The organism is Roseiarcus sp., assembly GCF_049514155.1.
Taxonomy (GTDB): domain Bacteria; phylum Pseudomonadota; class Alphaproteobacteria; order Rhizobiales; family Beijerinckiaceae; genus Roseiarcus.
Genome location: NZ_JBEKVH010000073.1, coordinates 1 through 18226, shown reverse-complemented (window position 1 = coordinate 18226; position 18226 = coordinate 1). Strand labels below are relative to the sequence as shown.

General features: G+C 69.1%; 18 protein-coding genes. 7 read left to right on the top strand and 11 right to left on the bottom strand.

The window, feature by feature from the left end; translation table 11 throughout:
- Positions 1–71: 71 nt before the first annotated feature.
- The 4 genes from dgcA to ABSF49_RS12060 all read right to left on the bottom strand — a co-directional run bounded on the left by dgcA (position 72) and on the right by ABSF49_RS12060 (position 4001).
- Positions 72–1055, bottom strand: a complete 984-nt coding sequence (gene dgcA / locus ABSF49_RS12075; protein WP_424112899.1) for an N-acetyl-D-Glu racemase DgcA — start codon at positions 1053–1055, stop codon at positions 72–74.
- 330 nt (positions 1056–1385) lie between these two features.
- On the bottom strand, positions 1386–2654 hold the full coding sequence (locus tag ABSF49_RS12070) for a sensor histidine kinase (RefSeq protein WP_424112898.1): 1269 nt from the start codon (positions 2652–2654) through the stop codon (positions 1386–1388).
- Positions 2651–3346 (bottom strand): response regulator transcription factor, encoded by a 696-nt coding sequence (locus ABSF49_RS12065; protein ID WP_424112897.1) that lies wholly within the window; start codon positions 3344–3346, stop codon positions 2651–2653. Before ABSF49_RS12065 ends, ABSF49_RS12070 begins: the two co-directional genes overlap by 4 nt.
- 25 nt (positions 3347–3371) lie before the next feature.
- Positions 3372–4001 (bottom strand): Spy/CpxP family protein refolding chaperone, encoded by a 630-nt coding sequence (locus ABSF49_RS12060; RefSeq protein ID WP_424112896.1) that lies wholly within the window; start codon positions 3999–4001, stop codon positions 3372–3374.
- Positions 4002–4437: 436 nt separating this feature from the next.
- Between ABSF49_RS12060 and ABSF49_RS12055 the strand changes: the two genes are divergently transcribed.
- Positions 4438–5862, top strand: coding sequence for a coniferyl aldehyde dehydrogenase (locus tag ABSF49_RS12055; RefSeq protein WP_424112895.1), 1425 nt, complete (start codon positions 4438–4440; stop codon positions 5860–5862).
- Positions 5863–5919: 57 nt separating this feature from the next.
- Here the strand turns inward: ABSF49_RS12055 and ABSF49_RS12050 are convergent, their stop codons facing one another.
- Complete coding sequence (locus ABSF49_RS12050; protein ID WP_424112894.1) at positions 5920–6327, bottom strand: hypothetical protein; 408 nt, start codon at positions 6325–6327, stop codon at positions 5920–5922.
- A 250-nt stretch (positions 6328–6577) separates the two neighbouring features.
- On the opposite strand from ABSF49_RS12050, the gene ABSF49_RS12045 reads away from it, so the two are divergent.
- Both ABSF49_RS12045 and ABSF49_RS12040 read left to right on the top strand, forming a co-directional pair.
- Positions 6578–6904, top strand: coding sequence for an aldehyde dehydrogenase family protein (locus ABSF49_RS12045; protein ID WP_424112900.1), 327 nt, complete (start codon positions 6578–6580; stop codon positions 6902–6904).
- The gene (locus tag ABSF49_RS12040) at positions 6901–7125 is read left to right on the top strand and encodes a hypothetical protein (protein ID WP_424112893.1); all 225 of its coding nucleotides are present in this window, start codon (positions 6901–6903) and stop codon (positions 7123–7125) included. The genes ABSF49_RS12045 and ABSF49_RS12040 overlap by 4 nt, the downstream gene beginning before the upstream one ends.
- A gap of 51 nt (positions 7126–7176) precedes the next feature.
- Here the strand turns inward: ABSF49_RS12040 and ABSF49_RS12035 are convergent, their stop codons facing one another.
- Positions 7177–7587: a hypothetical protein gene (locus tag ABSF49_RS12035; protein WP_424112892.1), complete on the bottom strand. Its 411-nt coding sequence runs from the start codon at positions 7585–7587 to the stop codon at positions 7177–7179.
- A 418-nt stretch (positions 7588–8005) separates the two neighbouring features.
- Between ABSF49_RS12035 and ABSF49_RS12030 the strand changes: the two genes are divergently transcribed.
- From ABSF49_RS12030 to ABSF49_RS12015, 4 genes are all read left to right on the top strand, one after another.
- Positions 8006–8779 carry an outer-membrane lipoprotein carrier protein LolA gene (locus ABSF49_RS12030; RefSeq protein ID WP_424112891.1) on the top strand — a complete coding sequence of 258 codons (774 nt, stop codon included), beginning with the start codon at positions 8006–8008 and terminating at the stop codon, positions 8777–8779.
- 105 nt (positions 8780–8884) lie between these two features.
- Positions 8885–9691, top strand: a complete 807-nt coding sequence (xth, locus tag ABSF49_RS12025; protein ID WP_424112890.1) for an exodeoxyribonuclease III — start codon at positions 8885–8887, stop codon at positions 9689–9691.
- Between the two features lie 108 nt (positions 9692–9799).
- Positions 9800–12175: a penicillin acylase family protein gene (locus ABSF49_RS12020; protein WP_424112889.1), complete on the top strand. Its 2376-nt coding sequence runs from the start codon at positions 9800–9802 to the stop codon at positions 12173–12175.
- A 77-nt stretch (positions 12176–12252) separates the two neighbouring features.
- Positions 12253–13179 carry a ketopantoate reductase family protein gene (locus tag ABSF49_RS12015; protein ID WP_424112888.1) on the top strand — a complete coding sequence of 309 codons (927 nt, stop codon included), beginning with the start codon at positions 12253–12255 and terminating at the stop codon, positions 13177–13179.
- Between the two features lie 71 nt (positions 13180–13250).
- Here the strand turns inward: ABSF49_RS12015 and ABSF49_RS12010 are convergent, their stop codons facing one another.
- The 5 genes from ABSF49_RS12010 to ABSF49_RS11990 all read right to left on the bottom strand — a co-directional run.
- Positions 13251–13913, bottom strand: a complete 663-nt coding sequence (locus tag ABSF49_RS12010; protein ID WP_424112887.1) for a 2OG-Fe(II) oxygenase — start codon at positions 13911–13913, stop codon at positions 13251–13253.
- The gene (locus tag ABSF49_RS12005; RefSeq protein ID WP_424112886.1) at positions 13906–14571 is read right to left on the bottom strand and encodes a 2OG-Fe(II) oxygenase family protein; all 666 of its coding nucleotides are present in this window, start codon (positions 14569–14571) and stop codon (positions 13906–13908) included. Before ABSF49_RS12005 ends, ABSF49_RS12010 begins: the two co-directional genes overlap by 8 nt.
- A 162-nt stretch (positions 14572–14733) precedes the next feature.
- Positions 14734–15690 (bottom strand): aldo/keto reductase, encoded by a 957-nt coding sequence (locus ABSF49_RS12000; RefSeq protein WP_424112885.1) that lies wholly within the window; start codon positions 15688–15690, stop codon positions 14734–14736.
- Positions 15691–15803: 113 nt separating this feature from the next.
- Positions 15804–17645: a dihydroxy-acid dehydratase gene (ilvD, locus tag ABSF49_RS11995; protein WP_424112884.1), complete on the bottom strand. Its 1842-nt coding sequence runs from the start codon at positions 17643–17645 to the stop codon at positions 15804–15806.
- 145 nt (positions 17646–17790) lie between these two features.
- Positions 17791–18226 (bottom strand): hypothetical protein (locus tag ABSF49_RS11990; RefSeq protein ID WP_424112883.1); only part of this gene is annotated, 436 nt, incomplete at its 5' end.

Sequence of the window (18226 nt, the reverse complement as noted above, 5' to 3'; positions counted from 1 at the left end):
CGCGCGGTTCCCCTCCCCCGCTTCGCAGGGGAGGAGGCTTGCGCCGCCTTCGCCGCCAGCGCCGCGCGCGCCTAGCCCCACAGCGCCGCGGCGGCGGGAAACATCAGCGAGCCCACGTAGCGGATCGGCGCCTCGCGGTCCTTGGCGAGCAGCAGCGGGCCGTCGAGGTCGATGAAGTCGACGCCGCCGGTCAGCAGGAAGGCCGGCGCCATCGCCAGCGACGTGCCGAGCATGCAGCCGACCATGATGCGAAAGCCATCGGCCTCGGCCTGGCGCTTGAGCCGCAGCGCCTCGGTGAGGCCGCCGGTCTTGTCGAGCTTGATGTTGACGGCGTCGTACTTGCGCGCAAGCTTCGGCAACGACTCCGTCGCATGGCAGCTTTCGTCGGCGCACACGGCAAGCGGGCGCGCGACGCCTGCGAGCGCGGAATCGGCGCCGGCGGGCAGCGGCTGCTCGACCAGCGCGACGCCCAGTCGCGCCAGCTCGGGCGCGAGGGCCTGGTATTGCGCCAGCGTCCAGCCTTCGTTGGCGTCGACGATGAGTTTGGCGTTCGGCGCGCCGGCGCGCACCGCCTGGATGCGCTCAAGATCGCCGTCGGCGCCGAGCTTGATCTTGAGCAGCGGCCGGTCGGCGTTCTCAGCCGCCTTCTCGCGCATCGCTTCCGGCGCGCCGAGCGAAATCGTGTAGGCGGTCGTCGCGGGCCGCGGCTCGGCGAGGCCCGCGAGCCGCCAGACCGGCGTCGCCGTCCGTTTCGCCTCGAGGTCCCAGAAGGCGCAGTCGAGCGCGTTGCGCGCCGCCCCGGGCGGCAGCCGGTCCTGCAGCGCGATGCGATCGAGCCCGTTGTCGAGGTCGATCGCGACCGAACGGACGAGCGCGATCACGCTCTCCGCCGTCTCGCCATAGCGCGGGTAAGGAACGCATTCGCCGCGGCCAACAAATGTCCCGTCGGACAGCGTCGCCGTCACGACGCGGATTTCCGTGCGCGACCCGCGCGAGATGGTGAAGGCGCCGGCGACGGGAAAACGCTCTTCTGCGACGCTGAGCCGAACCGCCATCACAACGCCTCCAGAGCCGCCGCTGCGCGTCGTTCTCCCCCGCTTCGCAGGCTTACGGATTCACACATCGCAATTCGAAATCTTCTGGTTCCACCGTGCCTGATCCGGGCTCGGAGTCCATAGCCCGTCGAAAGACGGGCGTCCCTTCGGACGCCCTTTGGCCGCGCCCGCTTCGCGGGTTGCTCCCCCCGGAACAAAGTCCGGGGGTCGCAAGCCTTGACGTCTCCGCGCGGCTCAGGCTCTTGGTTTTCATGGTCTTTGCTGTGAGAAGTCGGCCCTGCGGGCCGGCTTCGCTCAGCAAAGGCCATGGATGCGCTTCGCAGGGGAGGATTACGCGCGCTTCATCGCCAGATCGACGACAAAGCGGCTGCCGCCGCCGGGCGCGGCTTCGCAGAAAGCGGCGCCGCCGTGGCGTTTGGCGATCTGGCGCACCAGCGACAGGCCGAGGCCCCAGCCGCCGGACGATTCCGCCCGGCCGGCGGGACGGTAGAACGGCTCGAACACCCGCTCGCGCTCCGCTGCGGCGATGCCTTCGCCGCCGTCGGAGACGACGAGGCGCGCCGTGTCTTCGCAACGCGTCACGGCGATGGCGATCGGCGGGCGCCCGTGTTTGGCGGCGTTCTCCAAGAGATTGCGGATCAGCCGCCGCAGCAAGGTCGCGTCGCCTTCGATCTCGACCGGATCGCCGCCGTCGGAGACGCAGGCCACGCCCGCGCCGATGCGCGCCGCCTCTTCGGCGGCGAGGCCGAGGAGGTCGACCGGGGCCGCGGACGCAGCCATCGGGCCATCATGGTCGAGACGGCTGGCGAGCAGGATCTCCTCGACCAGTTGATCGCTCTCGGCGAGATTGCGGACGATCTCGGCGTGCATTTCCGCGCTCGGGTGGGCGAACCACAGTTCGATCGCCAGGCGCAGGCGCGCCAGCGGCGAGCGCAACTCGTGACTGGCGTTGGCGAGCAACGCCTTTTGCGACGCCAGCAGCGCCTCGACTCGGGCGGCCGACGCGTTGAACGTGCGGGCGACCACCGCGACTTCGTCGTCGCCGGCGACGTCGACGCGCAGCGACAGCGCGCCGGCGCCCCAGCGCTCGACGCCGGAGCGCAGGTCCTCGAGCCGCCGCGTCAGCCGCGCGGTGATCGGAAAGGCCGCGAGTCCGACGCCGCCCGCCACGATCAGCATGATCGTCAGGATGCGCAGCGGCGGGCTTAAGCCCGGCGGGCGGAGGCGGGCCAGAACCGCCCGGCCGTCGGGAAGGTCGACGCGCATGGTCTGCGACAGCGGTCCGACGCGTTCTCTGTCGGCGGCGAGCGGGATCGGCGCGCCGCGCGCCGCGGCGAGCGCGCCTTCAGCGTCGTAAACGGAGATGTCGGCGCCGAGCTCGTCGCCGAGGCGATGGATCGCCGCGGCGACGGCGCCGGGCGGGTCATCGCGCGCCGGAATGGACCAGTCGCCGAGCTGAACGTGCGAGGCGCCCCAGCGCTCGTGCGGTCTTTCGCCGATCGACCACCAGAACGCGGCCATCAGAAACGCGACGGCGAGCAGGCTCGCCAGCAGCGTCAGATAGACCTTCCAGAACAGCCGGCGGGGGGCGCCGATCACGGTTCGCCGTCCTGCTTCTTGGCGAACACATAGCCGGCGCCGCGCACGGTGATGATGCGGCGGGGGCGCTTGGGATCGTCCTCGATCGCGGCGCGGATGCGCGAAATGTGAACGTCGATCGAGCGGTCGAAGGCGTCGAGTTCCTCGCCTTTGACGAGATCGAGCAGCCGCTCGCGGTTGAGCACGCGACCGGCGTTGTCGGCCAGCGCGGCGAGCAGATCGAACTGGTAGCTGGTCAGGGTCTTTTCCTCGCCGTCGAGGCGCACGGTTCGCGACTCGCGGTCGATGGCGAGACGGCCGAAGCGCAGCGCCCTGCCTGAGACGGCGGCGCGCCCGCGCCGCAGAATGGCGCGAATGCGGGCTTGCAACTCGCGCGGACTGAAAGGTTTGGCGAGATAGTCGTCGGCGCCGATCTCCAGCCCGACGATGCGATCCATCTCCTCGCCGCGCGCGGTCAGCATCAGGATCGGCGTCTCAGCGCGCGTGCGGATCGTGCGGCAGACCTCGAACCCGTCGATATCGGGCAGCATGACGTCGAGAATGACCGCGTCGAACGCCGCGCCGTCGAGCGCGGCGAGCCCTTCGCGGCCGGTGGAGCGGCGCTCGACGACGAAACCGGCGGCGGTCAGGTAGTCCGAGACCATCGCGGCCAGCCTTGCGTCGTCGTCGATGATGAGAAGCCGCTCCGCCACAACGCCTCCAAACCGGAGCGGTTGCTTACTCCTTGTCGGGCCCCGTGTCAGGAGCGCCGTCCGCTCGCCCGTCGAACAGGCGATCGTGCGGCCCGCCCCACCCGCCCATCATCGGGCCGTGGCGCGGCATGTCGGCGACCTCGGCCGCAAGTTGCGCGCGCTGCGCCGGCGTAAGCTGATCTGCGACGTCGAGCAGGCCGCCGACGACCGCCTTGGACTTCGCGTCGAACATCGTCACCGCGTCGGCCCGCAGCCGCTCGACCGCGGCGCGATCGATCGTCGGCGCGGCGAGCAGGTCGAGCGCCTGTTTGCGCAAGGCTTCGTGATCGTCGGGCTTCGGCGCGATCTCGGCGAATTTCGCCGCGACGATGTCGTGGACCTTGGCTTCCTGCGCCGCGCTGGCGCCGACGGAATCGAGCGCGCGCGCGACGGCGCGCTGGACGAAGGTCAGGCGGGCGCCCTGCCGCCAGGCCATCGGGTCCATCCCCGCCGCCACCGCCGCGGCGCCGCCGACGCCGAGCGCGACACCGCAGGCGAGGACGCCGACAAAGGCCACGGCGCGCGGCCAAGGCGAGGCGGAGCTCCTGCCGCTCTTGGGCTGCGGCGGCTGGATCGGCGGTTCGGGCCGCAGCGGGGCATTGTCGATACTGGTCATGACGATCTCCTTCTTCGACGGCGCCAAGCGCCATGTCGAGACGGAGGCTAACGGGCGAACGTTTCGGGCGATGCGGCCGAATGTAAAGAACGATGAAGGCATTCGGGCGCTTTGGCGCCGGCGGCCAGGGGTCCGCGTTTCATCCCGTAAGCTCTCAGCGTCGCGTTGCGGCCGATCTGCCGCACACGTCCGCGCGGTCCCACCCGCGCGGGCTGGCCGCAACGCGACGCTCGGCGCGTCGGTTCGCGGCGCCGGCGCAGCGAATTGACAGCGCCGGGACGCCCGAGGCTCACTTATCCCTTCGAAATCGGCTACAAGGGTGGCTGCGCCCTGCCCGCGCATGAGCGTTCGACGATCCGCTCGACGTCGAAGCGACGGCGTGCGTGGTCGCCTCGACGATCGCCAGCCAATTGCCGCGCGTGCAGGGAGGAACGAAATGAACGCGAGTCCGCCCGCCTTTCCCCAGCTTGCCGAGCGCTTCGCCGCTCAGCGGCGCGCCTTCGTCGCCGATCCCAACCCGCCGGCCGCCGTACGACGCGAACGCCTCGACCGGCTGCTCAAGCTGATCGACGACAACGAAGACGCGTTCGTCGCCGCGGTCGACGCCGATTTCGGCGGCCGCGCCGCGCCGGAGACGCGCATCGCCGAACTGCTCGTGACCCGCAGGGCCCTCCTCCATGCGCGCCGACGGCTCGAGCGCTGGATGCGGACGCGCCGCGTTGCGACCGAGCTGCCGTTCCTGCCCGGGCGCAACCGGCTCACGCCGCAGCCGCTCGGCGTCGTCGGCATCGTCTCGCCGTGGAACTACCCGATCCAGCTGACGCTCTCGCCGCTGGTCGGGGCGCTGGCGGCGGGGAATCGCGCGCTGATCAAGCCCTCCGAGCTGACGCCGCGCGTCTCGGCGCTGCTCGCCGAGCTGGCGGCGAAATATTTCGATCCCGATCTCGTCAGCGTCGTCGTCGGCGACGCCGAGGCCGGCAAGGCTTTCGTCGCGCTGCCGTTCGATCATCTGCTGTTCACCGGCTCGACCGCCGTCGGCCGGCAGGTGGCGGTGGCGGCGGCGGCCAATCTGACCCCGATCACGCTCGAACTCGGCGGCAAGTCGCCGGCGATCTTCGACCCGTCCTGCGATCTTAAGCAGGCGAGCGCGCGCCTCGCCGCCGGCAAGCTGTTCAACGCCGGCCAGACCTGCGTCGCGCCAGATTATCTCCTGGTTCCGCGCGGCCAGGCGGACGCGGCGGCGGCAGCGCTGGCGGCGGCGATGGCGCGCCTCTATCCGAAGCTCGTCGCCAATTCCGACTACACCGCGATCATCAGCGAGCGTCATCGCAGCCGGCTCATCGCCCTCGTCGCCGAGGCGCGTGACGCCGGCGCGCGGATCGTCGAGATCAATCCGGCCGGCGAAAGCTTCGCCGACAGCCGCAAGCTGGCGCCGACGCTGGTGATCGGCGCGCCGCAAACGACACGGCTGATGCGCGAAGAGATTTTCGGGCCGGTGCTGCCGATCGTCGAATACGATCAGGTCGACGACGCGATCGCTTTCGTCAATCGCGGCGAGCGGCCGCTCGCCCTCTATTGGTTCGGGCGCGACGCGACGCGGCGCGAGCGCGTGCTCGGCGAGACGATCGCCGGCGGCGTGACGGTCAACGACTGCCTGCTCCAATTCGTCCAGGAGGGCCAGCCGTGCGGCGGCGTCGGCGCGAGCGGCGTCGGCGTGTATCATGGCGAATGGGGATTCCGGACCTTCAGCAAACTGAAGCCGGTGTTCCACCAGTCGGACTGGAGCGGTTTTCCGCTGCTGCGGCCGCCCTACGGCAGAATAACCGACTGGGTCCTCGCCGCCTTGAAGCGCCTGCCTTAGCTGCGACGCCGGCAGCGGACCGGCGGCGAACGCAAGCTCGCGCGCGCCCTGACCGCATCACGCGCCGGCCGTCGTCTTACGCCGCGCCGCGGGCGCGTCGTAGCGCGGCAACTCCGCCATTTCGGTCCACACGCCGTCGTCATGCTGGTCGTCCGCCTCAGGAGCAAGCGACGCGCCGTCGCTCCGCCAGGACTCGGCCCGCGCCTTAACCCTGACGCCGCCAACCGTGAGCGGGCGCGCCGCCTCGATGCGTCCGACGATCGCTTCACTCAGGCTGCGCGCGGCCACCGCCGCCGCCAGCGCCTCGACGCTGCCGCGTCGCGCGGCGATCATCGCCCTCAGTTCCGCCTGCCAGGCGGCCTCGAGCGCCTGGCCGTCGGCGAGCAGATTTGCGTCGAGCGGTTGGGGCGACGAGTCCAGCGGCGCGCTGCGCGCGGCATCGCGACTCGCGCCGAATCGCTTCATACGGCGTTGCAAAACCTCTTGATTCTCGAGTGGACGGGGGGCCGCCCGTTGAACCGACGCGCGATGAGACGTCGCCGCCGATAACCAATTCCTGGTCATACCCATTCTCCCAATATCAACCCCGCACGCCCTGTGTCACCGCGTGGGAATGTGGAGACAACGCACCCTTACGTATACACATGGGTAAGATAACCACTATATTCAAGACCCACACAGAATATAACATGGTCTACGCAACTATTACAATTCTATACGTTACAAGATCTGCGTCTTCTCGCGTTGCGCCGTCTGCGACCCGCGCCAACGTGCGCGCCGACGGGCCGGCGCGCAGACCATCGAGGTCAATCCGGCTGGCGAAAGTTTCGCCGACGGCCGCAAGCTGGCGCCGACGCTGGCGATCGGCGCGCCGGAGACGTCGCGGTTGATGCGGGAGGAGATCTTCGGGCCGCTGCCGCCGATCGTCGCATACGATCGGATCGACGACGCGATCGCGAACGTCAATGGCGGCGACCGGCCGCTGGCGCTCGACGGGTTCGGCCGCCGCGCGGGCTCGGCGAGGCGATCGCCGGCGGCGTGACGGTCAACGACTGCCTGCTCCAGTTCGTCCAGGAGGGCCAGCCGTGCGGCGGCGTCGGCGCGAGCGGCGTCGGCGCTTATCGTGGCGAATGGGGATTTCGGACCTTCAGCAAGCTGAAGCCGGTCTTCCACCAGTCGGACTGGAGCGGTTTTCCGCTGCTGCGGCCGCCCTGCGGCAAAGCGACCGACTGGGTCCTCGGCGCCTTGAAGCGCGTCCCATAGCGGCGCGGGTGGCGGACCGGCGACCGCCGGTCCGCGCGCGCCCCGGCCGCATCAGGCAAACGCCGCGGTCGCAGTCCGCCTCGCCGGCGCGTCGTAGCGCGGCAGGTCCGCCATGTCGGTCCAGACGCCGTCGTCCTGCTGGTCGTCGGCAGTCGCCGGAGCGAGCGGAGCGCCGTCGCGCCGCCAGGTTTCGGCCCGCGCCTTAACCTTATGGCCGTCGAGGGTCAGCGCGCGCGCCGCCTCGATGCGCCTGACGATCGCTTCGCTTTCGCCGCGCGCCGCCTGCGCCGCGGTCCGCGCCTCGCCGCCGCCGCGCCGCGCGGCGATCATCGCCCGGATCTCCGCCTGCCAGGCCGCCTCGAGCGCCTCGCCGTCGGCAATGAGATGGGCGTCGAGCGGTTGCGGCGGCGACTCGAGCGGAGCGCTGCGCGCGGCGTCCCGACGCGGACCGAATTGGTCCATACGGCGTTGCAAAACCTCGTGACTCTGAAGCGGACGGGGGGCGGACGGCTGAACCGGCGCACGGAAAGACGTAACCGCAGCAAACCAAACCTTAGTCATATCCATTCTCCCAATATTAACCCTGCACGCCGAGTGTTGCCGTAACGGAAAGTGAAGTCAACAGTCCAATAAATAGAGATTTGGGTAAGATAAACGCTATATTTAAGTCTCAACCGGCATTTATCATAGTGAAGCCAATTATTACAATTCTATACATTGCGGGTTCGCCGCTTCCTCGCCCGGCGCCGGCTTCGCGACCCGCGCCGGACCCCACGCCGGCGGCCCGGCGCGCCTTGACCGAGCCGCCACAATGCGATCACAACGCCCTGCCATGCAGCGGCGAAGCGCACGCCGCGCCTCCGCCCGAAAGCCGGCCCTGATGATCTCGCTTCGACCCCTCGCCTGGTCGGCCGTCGCCATCCTCGCCTTGGCGCGCCTCGCCGTGGCCGGCGACGCGACCGCCGACGTCGCCCCGCCGCCGACGCCCCCGCAGCGCCCCGCCGGTCTCGGCGCGCCGAAGCCGCCGGCGCCGGTCAAATCGGACGACGCCGCGAGCAAGGCGCCCGCCAAGGACGCCAATGCCGACGCCGCCCAGCCCCAGATCACGCCCGAGGAGGCGGTCCAGCGCGCCGACGCCTATCTCGACTCGGCGCGGATGATGACGGCCGATTTCGTCCAGATCGGCCCCGACGGCCAACGCTCGGAGGGGCAACTCTACGTCGACCGGCCGGGACGGATGCTGTTCCACTACGACGCGCCGGCGCGGCTCGAGATCGTCGCCGACGGCCGCAGCGTCGCCGTTCGCGACCAGAAGCTCGACACCCAGGACCTCTATTTCATCGCCCAGACGCCGCTGAAGTTCCTGCTCAAGGACCACGTCGACCTCGCCAAGGACACGACGGTCAAGCGGGTGACGATCGACGACAATTCCGCAACGATCGAGATCGAGGACAAGGCGACCTTCGGCGGTTCGGCGGAGATCGCGCTGGTGTTCGACCCCGACAGCTTCGCCCTCAAGCAATGGACGGTGATCGACGCGCAGGGCTTCCAGACCGTGGTTTCGCTGTTCAACGTTGATCTGACCTCGAAACCGGACCCAGACCTCTTCCACATCCAACAGGCGATGCCGGGCGGGCCGAACAGCCGCCACTGAGGCGGAAACGCGGCCGAGCGCTGGCTGTGGGCAAGTCGGCGCGCCCGGTATGCCGCAGCGCGCCAATCCGCCATGGTCGCCGCTCCCCGACGCCGAGGCTCCGCTTTGCGCTTTTCGATCGCCACCTGGAACATCAATTCGGTGCGCCTGCGCATCGATCTCGTCGCGCGCTTCCTCGAGGAAAACCGCCCCGACGTTCTCTGCCTGCAGGAGACGAAATGCCCCGACGGGCAGTTCCCGCTCGGCGCGTTCGCGAAGCTCGGCTACGCGCACGTCGCGCTCAACGGCCAGAAGGGCTATCACGGCGTCGCCGTCGTCTCGCGTCTGCCGATCGTCGCGGCGATTCCGCGCGGCTTCTGCGACAAGGGCGACTCGCGCCACCTGCGGGTGACGCTCGGCGGCGGCGCCGACGGGCTCGAAATCCACAATTTCTACGTTCCCGCCGGCGGCGACGAGCCCGATCCGGCGATCAACGACAAGTTCGCCCACAAGCTGGCGTTCGTCGACGAAATGGCGGCATGGTTCGCCGCCGAGCAGGTCGCCGCCGGCCGCGCGATCCTGGTCGGCGACCTCAACATCGCGCCGCTCGAGCACGACGTGTGGAGCCACAAGGCGCTCCTCAACGTCGTCAGCCACACGGCCGTCGAGGTCGAGAAACTGAACCGCGCCCAGGCGGCCGGCCCGTGGACCGACGCGCTGCGCCGCTTCGTCCCGTCTGAACGAAAGCTCTACACCTGGTGGAGCTATCGCTCGCCCGATTGGGACAAAGCCGACAAGGGCCGCCGCCTCGACCATGTCTGGGTCAGCCCGGCGCTCGCCGACAAGGTCGAGGCGATGCGGGTGCTGCGCGACGCGCGCGGCTGGCAGCGCCCCTCCGACCACGCGCCAGTGATCGTCGAGCTTTCGCTGTGAACGCGACCGCCGCGCGACGCAGCGAGGCATGGACAAGCGCGCGCCGAGCCGCTTGACTGGCGCCCGCGCGCGGCGGAAAGGCGTCGCGCAGCGGGAGGAGCGACGGAGATGAAGATCCGGCTGTTGAAGGCGGCGCTGAAGTTCCTGGTCGCGCTGATCGTCGTCGCCATCGGCGCCGCGGCCTATCTCTTCTATCGCGCCATGCCCGCCTATTCCGGCTCGGTCGCCCTGCCCGGCCTGAGCGCCGAGACGCGCGTGTGGCGCGACGGCTACGGGGCGCCGCACATCTTCGCCGCCAATCTCGACGACGCGGCGCGCGCGCTCGGCTATCTCCACGCCAGCGAGCGGCTCTACCAGATGGAGATCAATCGCCGCGTCGGTCAGGGACGGGTCGCCGAGATCGCCGGCGCCGATCTCGTCAGCGTCGATCGCTTCATCCGCACGCTCGGCCTCTATCCCTTGGCGCAAAGCAGCTTCGCCGCACTGTCGCCGTGGGCGCAGAAGCGTCTGCAGGCCTATGCCGACGGCGTCAACGCCTTCCTCGACGGCCACCGCAATGCGCTGCCGCCCGAATTCCTCATCCTCGGCGACAGGCCCGAGCCGTGGACGCCCGCCGACTCGCTGGTCTGGGGCAAGCTGATGTCGCTGCAGCTCAGCAGCAACTACGCGCTCGAGGCCTTGCGCGCGCGCCTGGCGCAGAAGCTGCCCGCCGATCGCGCCGCTTGGCTTTTTCCGGCGCCGAAGGCGGACTGGCCGGTCACCACCGCGCCGGCCGCCCGTCCCGATCACGCCGGCCTCGACGAAACGCGCGACCGGCTCGGCGCGCTGCTGCAGATGAGCCACGGCGCCTCGAACGAATGGGTCGTCGCCGGCGCCCGCAGCGACACCGGCAAGCCGATCCTCGCCAACGATCCGCACCTCGAGCTCGGCGCGCCGATCCTCTGGTATCTCGCGCGCATCGTCACGCCGCAGGTCTCGATCAAGGGCGGCACCGTTCCCGGCCTGCCGCTCGTCCTGCTCGGCCAGAGCGACCGCATCGCCTGGGGCCTGACCAGCTCCGACACCGATGCGCAGGATCTGTTCGTCGAGACCGTCGACCCGACCGATCCGAGCCGCTACCTGACGCCCGACGGCGCCAGGCCGTTCCTGGTCCATGACGAGACCGTCCACGTCAAGGACGCGCCCGACGTCACGCTGCACATCCGTGCGACGCGGCACGGCCCGGTCATCTCCGACGTCGACAGCGATCTCGCCGCGCTGGCGGGACCCGGCAAGGCGATCGCGCTCGCCTTCACGGGCTTAAGCGACCGCGACACGACCGCCGAAGCGCTGATGCGCGCCAACGTCGCGCGCAACTGGGACGAGTTCCTCGACGCGCTTAAGTCCTATCAGACGCCGACCCAGAATTTCGCCTACGCCGACGTCGACGGCGACATCGGCTTCATCAGCCCCGGCCTGCTGCCGACCCGCAAGTCGGGCGACGGGCTCGCCCCGGTCGACGGCGCATCGGGCGCGTTCGACTGGACCGGCGTGATGACCTTCGACCAGGCGCCGCAGCTCCACAATCCCGCCGCCGGGTTCATCTTCAACGCCAACAACGCGATCGTCGGCCCCGACAAGGCGGCCGAATACGGCCGCGATTGGGAAGAGACCTTCCGCGCCCGCCGCATCCAACAATTCTTCGACGCCAACCCGAAGCTGAGCCTCGATCTGTCGGCGACGATGCAAGCCGACCACCTCGCCCTCGACTTTGGCGACCTGCTGCCGTTCCTCAAGCGCGTCTCGCCGAGCGACGAGCGCGCGCGGCAGGCGCTGGCGCTGCTCGGCGCGTGGAACGGGGTGATGGACAAGGACCGGCCCGAGCCGCTGATCTACACCGCCTTCGTCAGGGCGTTGCACCGCATCATGCTGGTCGAGAAGACCGGCCTGTCGCTGAGCGAGAAAGGGCCGTTCGCCGCCGAGACGCTGATCGCGCTGCTCGGCGAGCATCCCGAATGGTGCGACGCGCCGGACAAGCCCGACCCCGGCTGCCGCGCGACGCTTGGGCGCGCGCTCGAGGAGGGCCTCGCCGAACTGGTGGCCCGCGACGGGTCCGACATGAGCCAGTGGCGCTGGGGCCGCGAACATGTGGCGCTGTTGCAGCACAAGGTCTACAGCCACATCCCGCTGCTCGACCGGATCAGCGACCTGAGCATGCCCTCGAGCGGCGGCTTCTACACGCTCGACCGCGGCGGCGGCTTCGCTGCGCCCCCCGACCAGCCCTACGCGCGCACCCACGGCGGCGGCTATCGCGCGATTTACGATCTCGCCGACCCCGACAAATCGCGCTTCGTCATCGCCACCGGCGAATCCGGACACATCTTCTCGCCGCACTATCGCGACCTGGCGCCGCTGTGGAACGAGGGCAAGTCGATCACGCTTTCCGGCGACGAAGAGGCGCTGAAGCGCGCCGGCGCCGCCGAGCTGACCTTCACGCCGAAGTGACAGCGACATCGGCGCATCTGGCCTCGACCGCCTTTTGACTCTAGCCTCGGGCTCTCAGTCAGCGGGAGGGTTGCGTCGTGCGTCTGTTGGTCGTCGGCGCCGGTTCGACCGGCGGGTATTTCGGCGGGCGGTTAGCCCAGGCGGGGCGCGACGTCACGTTTCTCGTGCGCGCGGCGCGCGCGGCGAGACTGAGACAATCCGGATTGCGCATCCTCAGCCCGCACGGCGACGCGACGCTGCCGCCGAAGATCGTCACGCCCGAGACTCTCGCCGGGACCTACGACGCCGTGCTGCTGACGGTGAAAGCGTATCAGCTCGAGGCCGCGATGGAGGATTTCGCGCCCGCCGTCGGCCCCGAAACCATGATCCTGCCGGTGCTCAACGGCATGCGGCACATGGATCTGCTGGCGCAGCGCTTCAGCCCGCACAACCTCGTCGGCTGCGCTGCGAAAGTTTCGGCGACGCTCGACGACGACGGCCGCGTCGTCCAGCTTGCGACCATGCAGAGCCTCACCTACGGCGAGCTCGACGGCGAGCCGACGCCGCGCATGGCGGCGTTGGATGAATTCATGCGCGCGGCGCCGATCGGCGCGCAGCTATCGCCCGCGATCCGACGCGAGATGTGGGAGAAGTGGGTCTTCCTCGCGTCGCTGGCCGCGATCAACTGCCTGACGCGCGGAACGATCGGCGAAGTCGAGGCGTGTCCCGGCGGAGCGGCGTTCGCGTTGCGAATGCTCGACGAGGTCGTCGCCATCGTCGCCGCGGTCGGGGTTGCGCCGTCGGCCGGTTTGCTCGCCGGCGCGCGAGCGATGTTGACCGAAAAGGGATCGCATTTGGCGGCTTCGATGTTCCGCGACCTGCAGGGCGGCAAGCCGACCGAAGCCGAGGCGATCGTCGGCGACCTCATCCGCCGCGGCGCGAAGGTCGGCGTCAACGCGCCGCTGCTCTCCGCCGCCTACGTCTGCCTCGCCGTCCATCAGAACAGGATCGGCGCAGCTCGATAGTCCAGCGCAAAAAAGAACGGCGCGGGGCGGCGCGAAAGGCGGCGCGCCGCTTGGGAGTCCGTGGCGCCGGCTCAGGCGCCGGCGGCGTGATCGGGATAGGCCAGCTCGTGGCGGCTGCGCCATTCCGGCTTGACGTAATTGACGATCAGCGATCGGCGCACGCCCTGGATCGGCCGCCGCCGGAAGCCGTGCCAGGTGTCGCCGCCCGGCACGAAGATCAGCCCGCAATTGCGTTTGTAGGGCGCGACGGCGACGAGGTTGAGATTGGCGTCGAGAATGTCGGTGCCCCATTCCTCGCTGCCGGGCTCGGTCGAAAGGTAGACCAGCATCGTGAACAGCTTGGCGCCGATGTCGGTGTGCGGCTCGAGCCAGAAGCCGTCGGTGTCGAGGCAATATTCGATCCGCAGGTGGCTCTTGTCGCGCAGCTCGATTGCGCACAATCGCTCGATGCGCGCGACCGTCGCCGCCGACTGGAAGCCAGCGGCGAGCGCGTCGCACACCGGATGGCGGCGGCGATTGTCGAGCCCGAAGAACAGCCGCGAGCTGTTGTGCGTCTCGCGTTTTCCTTCGGTGTCCTCGATCTTCGGCGGCCGAACCGGCAGCGCGTCGATCGCGTCGCACAGGGCGACGGGCAGAATGTCGGAAAGCAGCCAATGGCGGAACGGCTTGGCCGAGAACGCGCTCGCCTCGAAGCAGCCGATCAGGCTCGCTGAAACCGCAGCCCCGTCAGCCACGGGCGCCTCCTCCCGCCTTGGCGACGCGGAGCGGCTTCAACAACTTCAGCGCCTGCTTGGCGCGGGCGGAGACGCGGTGGCGCAGCAACTCGCGCTTCGCGGCGAAGTCGTTCGTCATCCAGTTGATCATTACGTAGCGCCTGACGCCTTCGTAAGGCTCGTGGCCGTGGAAGGACTTGTCGGAGCGGCGGAATGCGATCATCGTGCCGAGATCGGGCGGCACTTCGCCGATCATGTCGTCGAGGTCGGTCGGCGAGCGCAACAGCCGCAGACGGCCGCCGCTCGCCTCCCATTGGTCGTTGAAGTAGATCAGCGCCGTGATCAGCTTGGTCGGCGTGTCGGTGTGGATGCGGCCGTCCTTGGCGGCGCAGCGGCCGCGCACGGTGATCATCTGCGGCCGGCCGACCAGATTGACGCCGAACTTCTCCGAGAAGGCGCGCGCGGTTTCTTCGCTCTTGAGCTCCTCGATCAGCCGACGGAACAGCGGGCCGTGATGCGTCGCCTCGACCGGCAGCAGTCCGCAATCCTCGATCTCGGGGAAGTCGTCGCGGATCGCCGCCGCGTCGGCGGGGCGGATCGCGTTGTGGACGATTGTGAAAGTGAACGGCTCGCGCGACAGCGGCGCGAGCTGCAGCGCTTCGAAGTCGAGCAGCGACATGGGCGATCCACTCCCCTAGCAAGGTCGCCGGTAACGTAGCCGGCGCGGCCCAAAAATGATCCAAAACAATCAACCGCGCGACAATCGGACGCACGGCCGCGCAGGATCAATGATCGCCGGAACGGCTTGGCGGACCTGGGCTTTTGACGCCGGAGATTCCGCTCAGGCGGCCGGCGCCGCCGCCGACTCGAGCGCGGCGAGATCGTCGGCGGAGAGCGCCAGGGTCGCAGCGCGAATCAGGCTGTCGACCTGCGCCGGCGACGTGGCGCTGGCGATCGGCGCGGTGACGCCGGGCTGCGCGATCAGCCACGCGAGCGCGACTTCGGCCGACTTGGCGCCATGGCGCGAAGCGACGGAAGCGAGCGCGTCGACGATGCGCAGGCCGCGCGGATTGAGATAGCCGCGCACGCCGCCGCCGCGCGGGCTCTGGCCGAGGTCGGCGGGCGTGCGGTACTTGCCGGCCAGGAATCCTTTGGCGAGGCTGTAATAGGTGATGACGCCGATCTCCTCGGCGACGCAGAGATCCCGCAGCGCGCCCTCGAAGCCGCTGCGGTCGTAGAGATTGTATTCGGGCTGGAGGACTTCGTAGCGCGGCAGGCCGCCGCCGCGCGACGCTTGAAGCGCCGCGGAAAGTTGCGCGGCGCTGAAGTTCGACGCGCCGCACCAACGGATCTTGCCCTTGGCGATCAGCCGCTGGTAGGCGCCGAGGGTTTCGGCATGCGGGATGGAGTCATCCGGCCAATGCGACAGATAGAGGTCGATCGCCTCGACGCCGAGCCGCTTCAGCGACGCCTCGACCGCTTGTTCGACATAGCGCGCCGACAGCCCCTTCTTGCCCGGCCCCATCGGCGAGCCGACCTTGGTGACGATCGTCATCGCGCCGCGGGCGCCGCGCGAGCGCAGCCAGTCGCCGATGATCGTCTCCGACTCGCCGCCCTTGTTGCCCGGCGCCCAGGCCGAATAGACGTCGGCGGTGTCGATCGCGTTGAGGCCGGCGCCGACGAAGCGGTCGAGGAGGTCGAACGCCGTCTTGGCGTCGGCGGTCCAGCCGAACACGTTGCCGCCGAACACCACCGGCGCAATCGAAAGATCGGTGCGGCCGAGTTTTCGCTTCTGCATGGAATGACTCCCGATTGCCCAACCACCGACCGCCGCTTGTAGACGCGGCCGCCGGCCGCGTCGCCGCGTTCAACGAACGCGGCTGCAAACGGCGCCTCGCGCGCCGCGCTCCTTCACGGCACTTCGCGCACCGCGCCGCGCGCGGCGCTGGTGGCGAAGGCGGCGTAGGCGCGCAGCGCCTTCGACACTTTGCGCGGGCGCGGCGCGGCGGGCTTCCAGGCGTCCTTGCCCTTGGCCTCGATCGCCGCGCGCCGACGCTTAAGCTCCGCTTCGGCGACCTTGAGCTCGACTGTGCGGCCGGGAATGTCGATGGCGATGCGGTCGCCCGGCTCGACCAGCGCGATCGCGCCGCCTTCGGCCGCCTCGGGCGACACATGGCCGATCGACAGGCCCGAAGTGCCGCCGGAGAAGCGGCCGTCGGTGATCAGCGCGCAGGTCTTTCCCAGGCCCTTCGACTTGATGTAGCTCGTCGGGTAGAGCATTTCCTGCATGCCCGGCCCGCCGCGCGGCCCCTCGTAGCGGATGACGACGACGTCGCCGGCGACGACTTCGCCGGCGAGAATGCCGCGCGACGCGTCGTCCTGGCTCTCGAACACTTTCGCCGGCCCCTCGAACTTGAGCGCGCTGGCGTCGACGCCGGCCGTCTTGACGATGCAGCCCTCGGTGGCGAGGTTGCCCTTCAGCACCGCGAGGCCGCCGTCCTTCGAATAGGCGTGGTCGAGATCGCGAATGACGCCCTTCTGACGATCCTCGTCGAGCGATTCCCAGCGCGCCGCCTGGCTGAACGCGACCTGGGTCGGCACGCCGCCCGGCGCGGCGGAAAAGAACTCGCGCGTCGCCTTCGACGCGCCGCGCTTGACGTCCCAGCGCGCCAAAGCCTGCTCGAGCGACTCGGCATGGACCATCTTCACGTCGCGGTTGAGCAGATGGGCGCGATCGAGCTCGCCGAGAATGCCCATGATTCCGCCGGCGCGGTGGACGTCCTCGACGTGGATGTCGGCGATCGACGGCGCGACCTTGCACAGCACCGGCACGCGCCGCGACAGGCGGTCGATGTCGACCATGGTGAAGTCGAGCTCCGCCTCGTAGGCGGCGGCGAGCAGATGCAGCACGGTGTTGGTCGAGCCGCCCATGGCGATGTCGAGGCTCATCGCGTTCTCGAACGCCTTGAAGCCGGCGATCGCGCGCGGCAACACGCTGTCGTCGTCCTGCTCGTAATAGCGCTGGGCGAGATCGACGATCAGATGGCCGGCCTCGACGAACAGCTTCTTGCGGTCGGCGTGGGTGGCGACGACCGTGCCGTTGCCGGGCAGCGACAGGCCAAGCGCCTCGGTGAGGCAGTTCATCGAATTGGCGGTGAACATGCCTGAGCACGAGCCGCAGGTCGGACAGGCCGAGCGCTCGAGGGCATTGACCTCTTCGTCGCTCACCTTGCTGTCGGCGGCGGCGACCATTGCGTCGATCAGGTCGACTTTCTTGATCTTGCCCTTCGAAGTGACCTTGCCCGCTTCCATCGGCCCGCCGGAGACGAACACGGCGGGGATGTTGAGGCGCAGCGCCGCCATCAGCATGCCGGGGGTGATCTTGTCGCAATTGGAGATGCACACCATCGCGTCGGCGCAATGGGCGTTGACCATGTATTCGACGCTGTCGGCGATCACCTCGCGGCTCGGCAGCGAATAGAGCATGCCGTCGTGGCCCATCGCGATGCCGTCGTCGATGGCGATGGTGTTGAACTCCTTGGCGACGCCGCCGGCCGCCTCGATCTCGCGCGCGACCAGCTGGCCGAGGTCCTTGAGGTGGACGTGGCCGGGCACGAACTGGGTGAAGGAATTGACCACCGCGACGATCGGCTTGCCGAAGTCGCCGTCCTTCATGCCGGTGGCGCGCCAAAGGCCGCGCGCGCCGGCCATGTTGCGGCCGTGCGTGGAGGTGCGGGAGCGCAGAGCGGGCATGAGCGTCGCCTCAGGGTGAGAATGTGGGGCGAGGTTGTCGCAAATTGAGGCGGCGGGAGCAAGGCGGACGCGATTTTGGGTGCGATTTCCGCGAATTGCGGGGGGGGGAACGGGGCTCGGCGAGCCCTGCCTGGAAATGCACGTATCAGTGAATCTGAAGATCGTAGACGCCGTTATGATTGTCCTGGCAGACGCCCAAGCCAGTATTTCCCATTTGATTATAGCTGAACTGGCAGCGGAGCGTTGAGCCGTCATCAGTGGACGCCAAAATCGTCCCGCCGCCTGCCGTCGACTCTGAAAACATCATTCCGCTCGCCGACGCGACGGCTGTGCCGGAAAACGCAGTGCCGTTGGCGAAACCGATAGAGCCACCGTTCGATTCAAAAATCCAAGTTCCGTTGTAAATCTTGTCGCCGAGCGTGATTTGAATATCGCCGCCGCGCGACCCGCCCTTTACCGTTGCGGTTCCCCTCTCGCCGGTCTCCCGATTAACGAAGGTTAAGTTGTGAGCGCAGCCGACGAGGGCCACGGCTGCGACCAGGATCAAAGCCCAACGTTTCAATTGCTCGCCCTCCCACCCC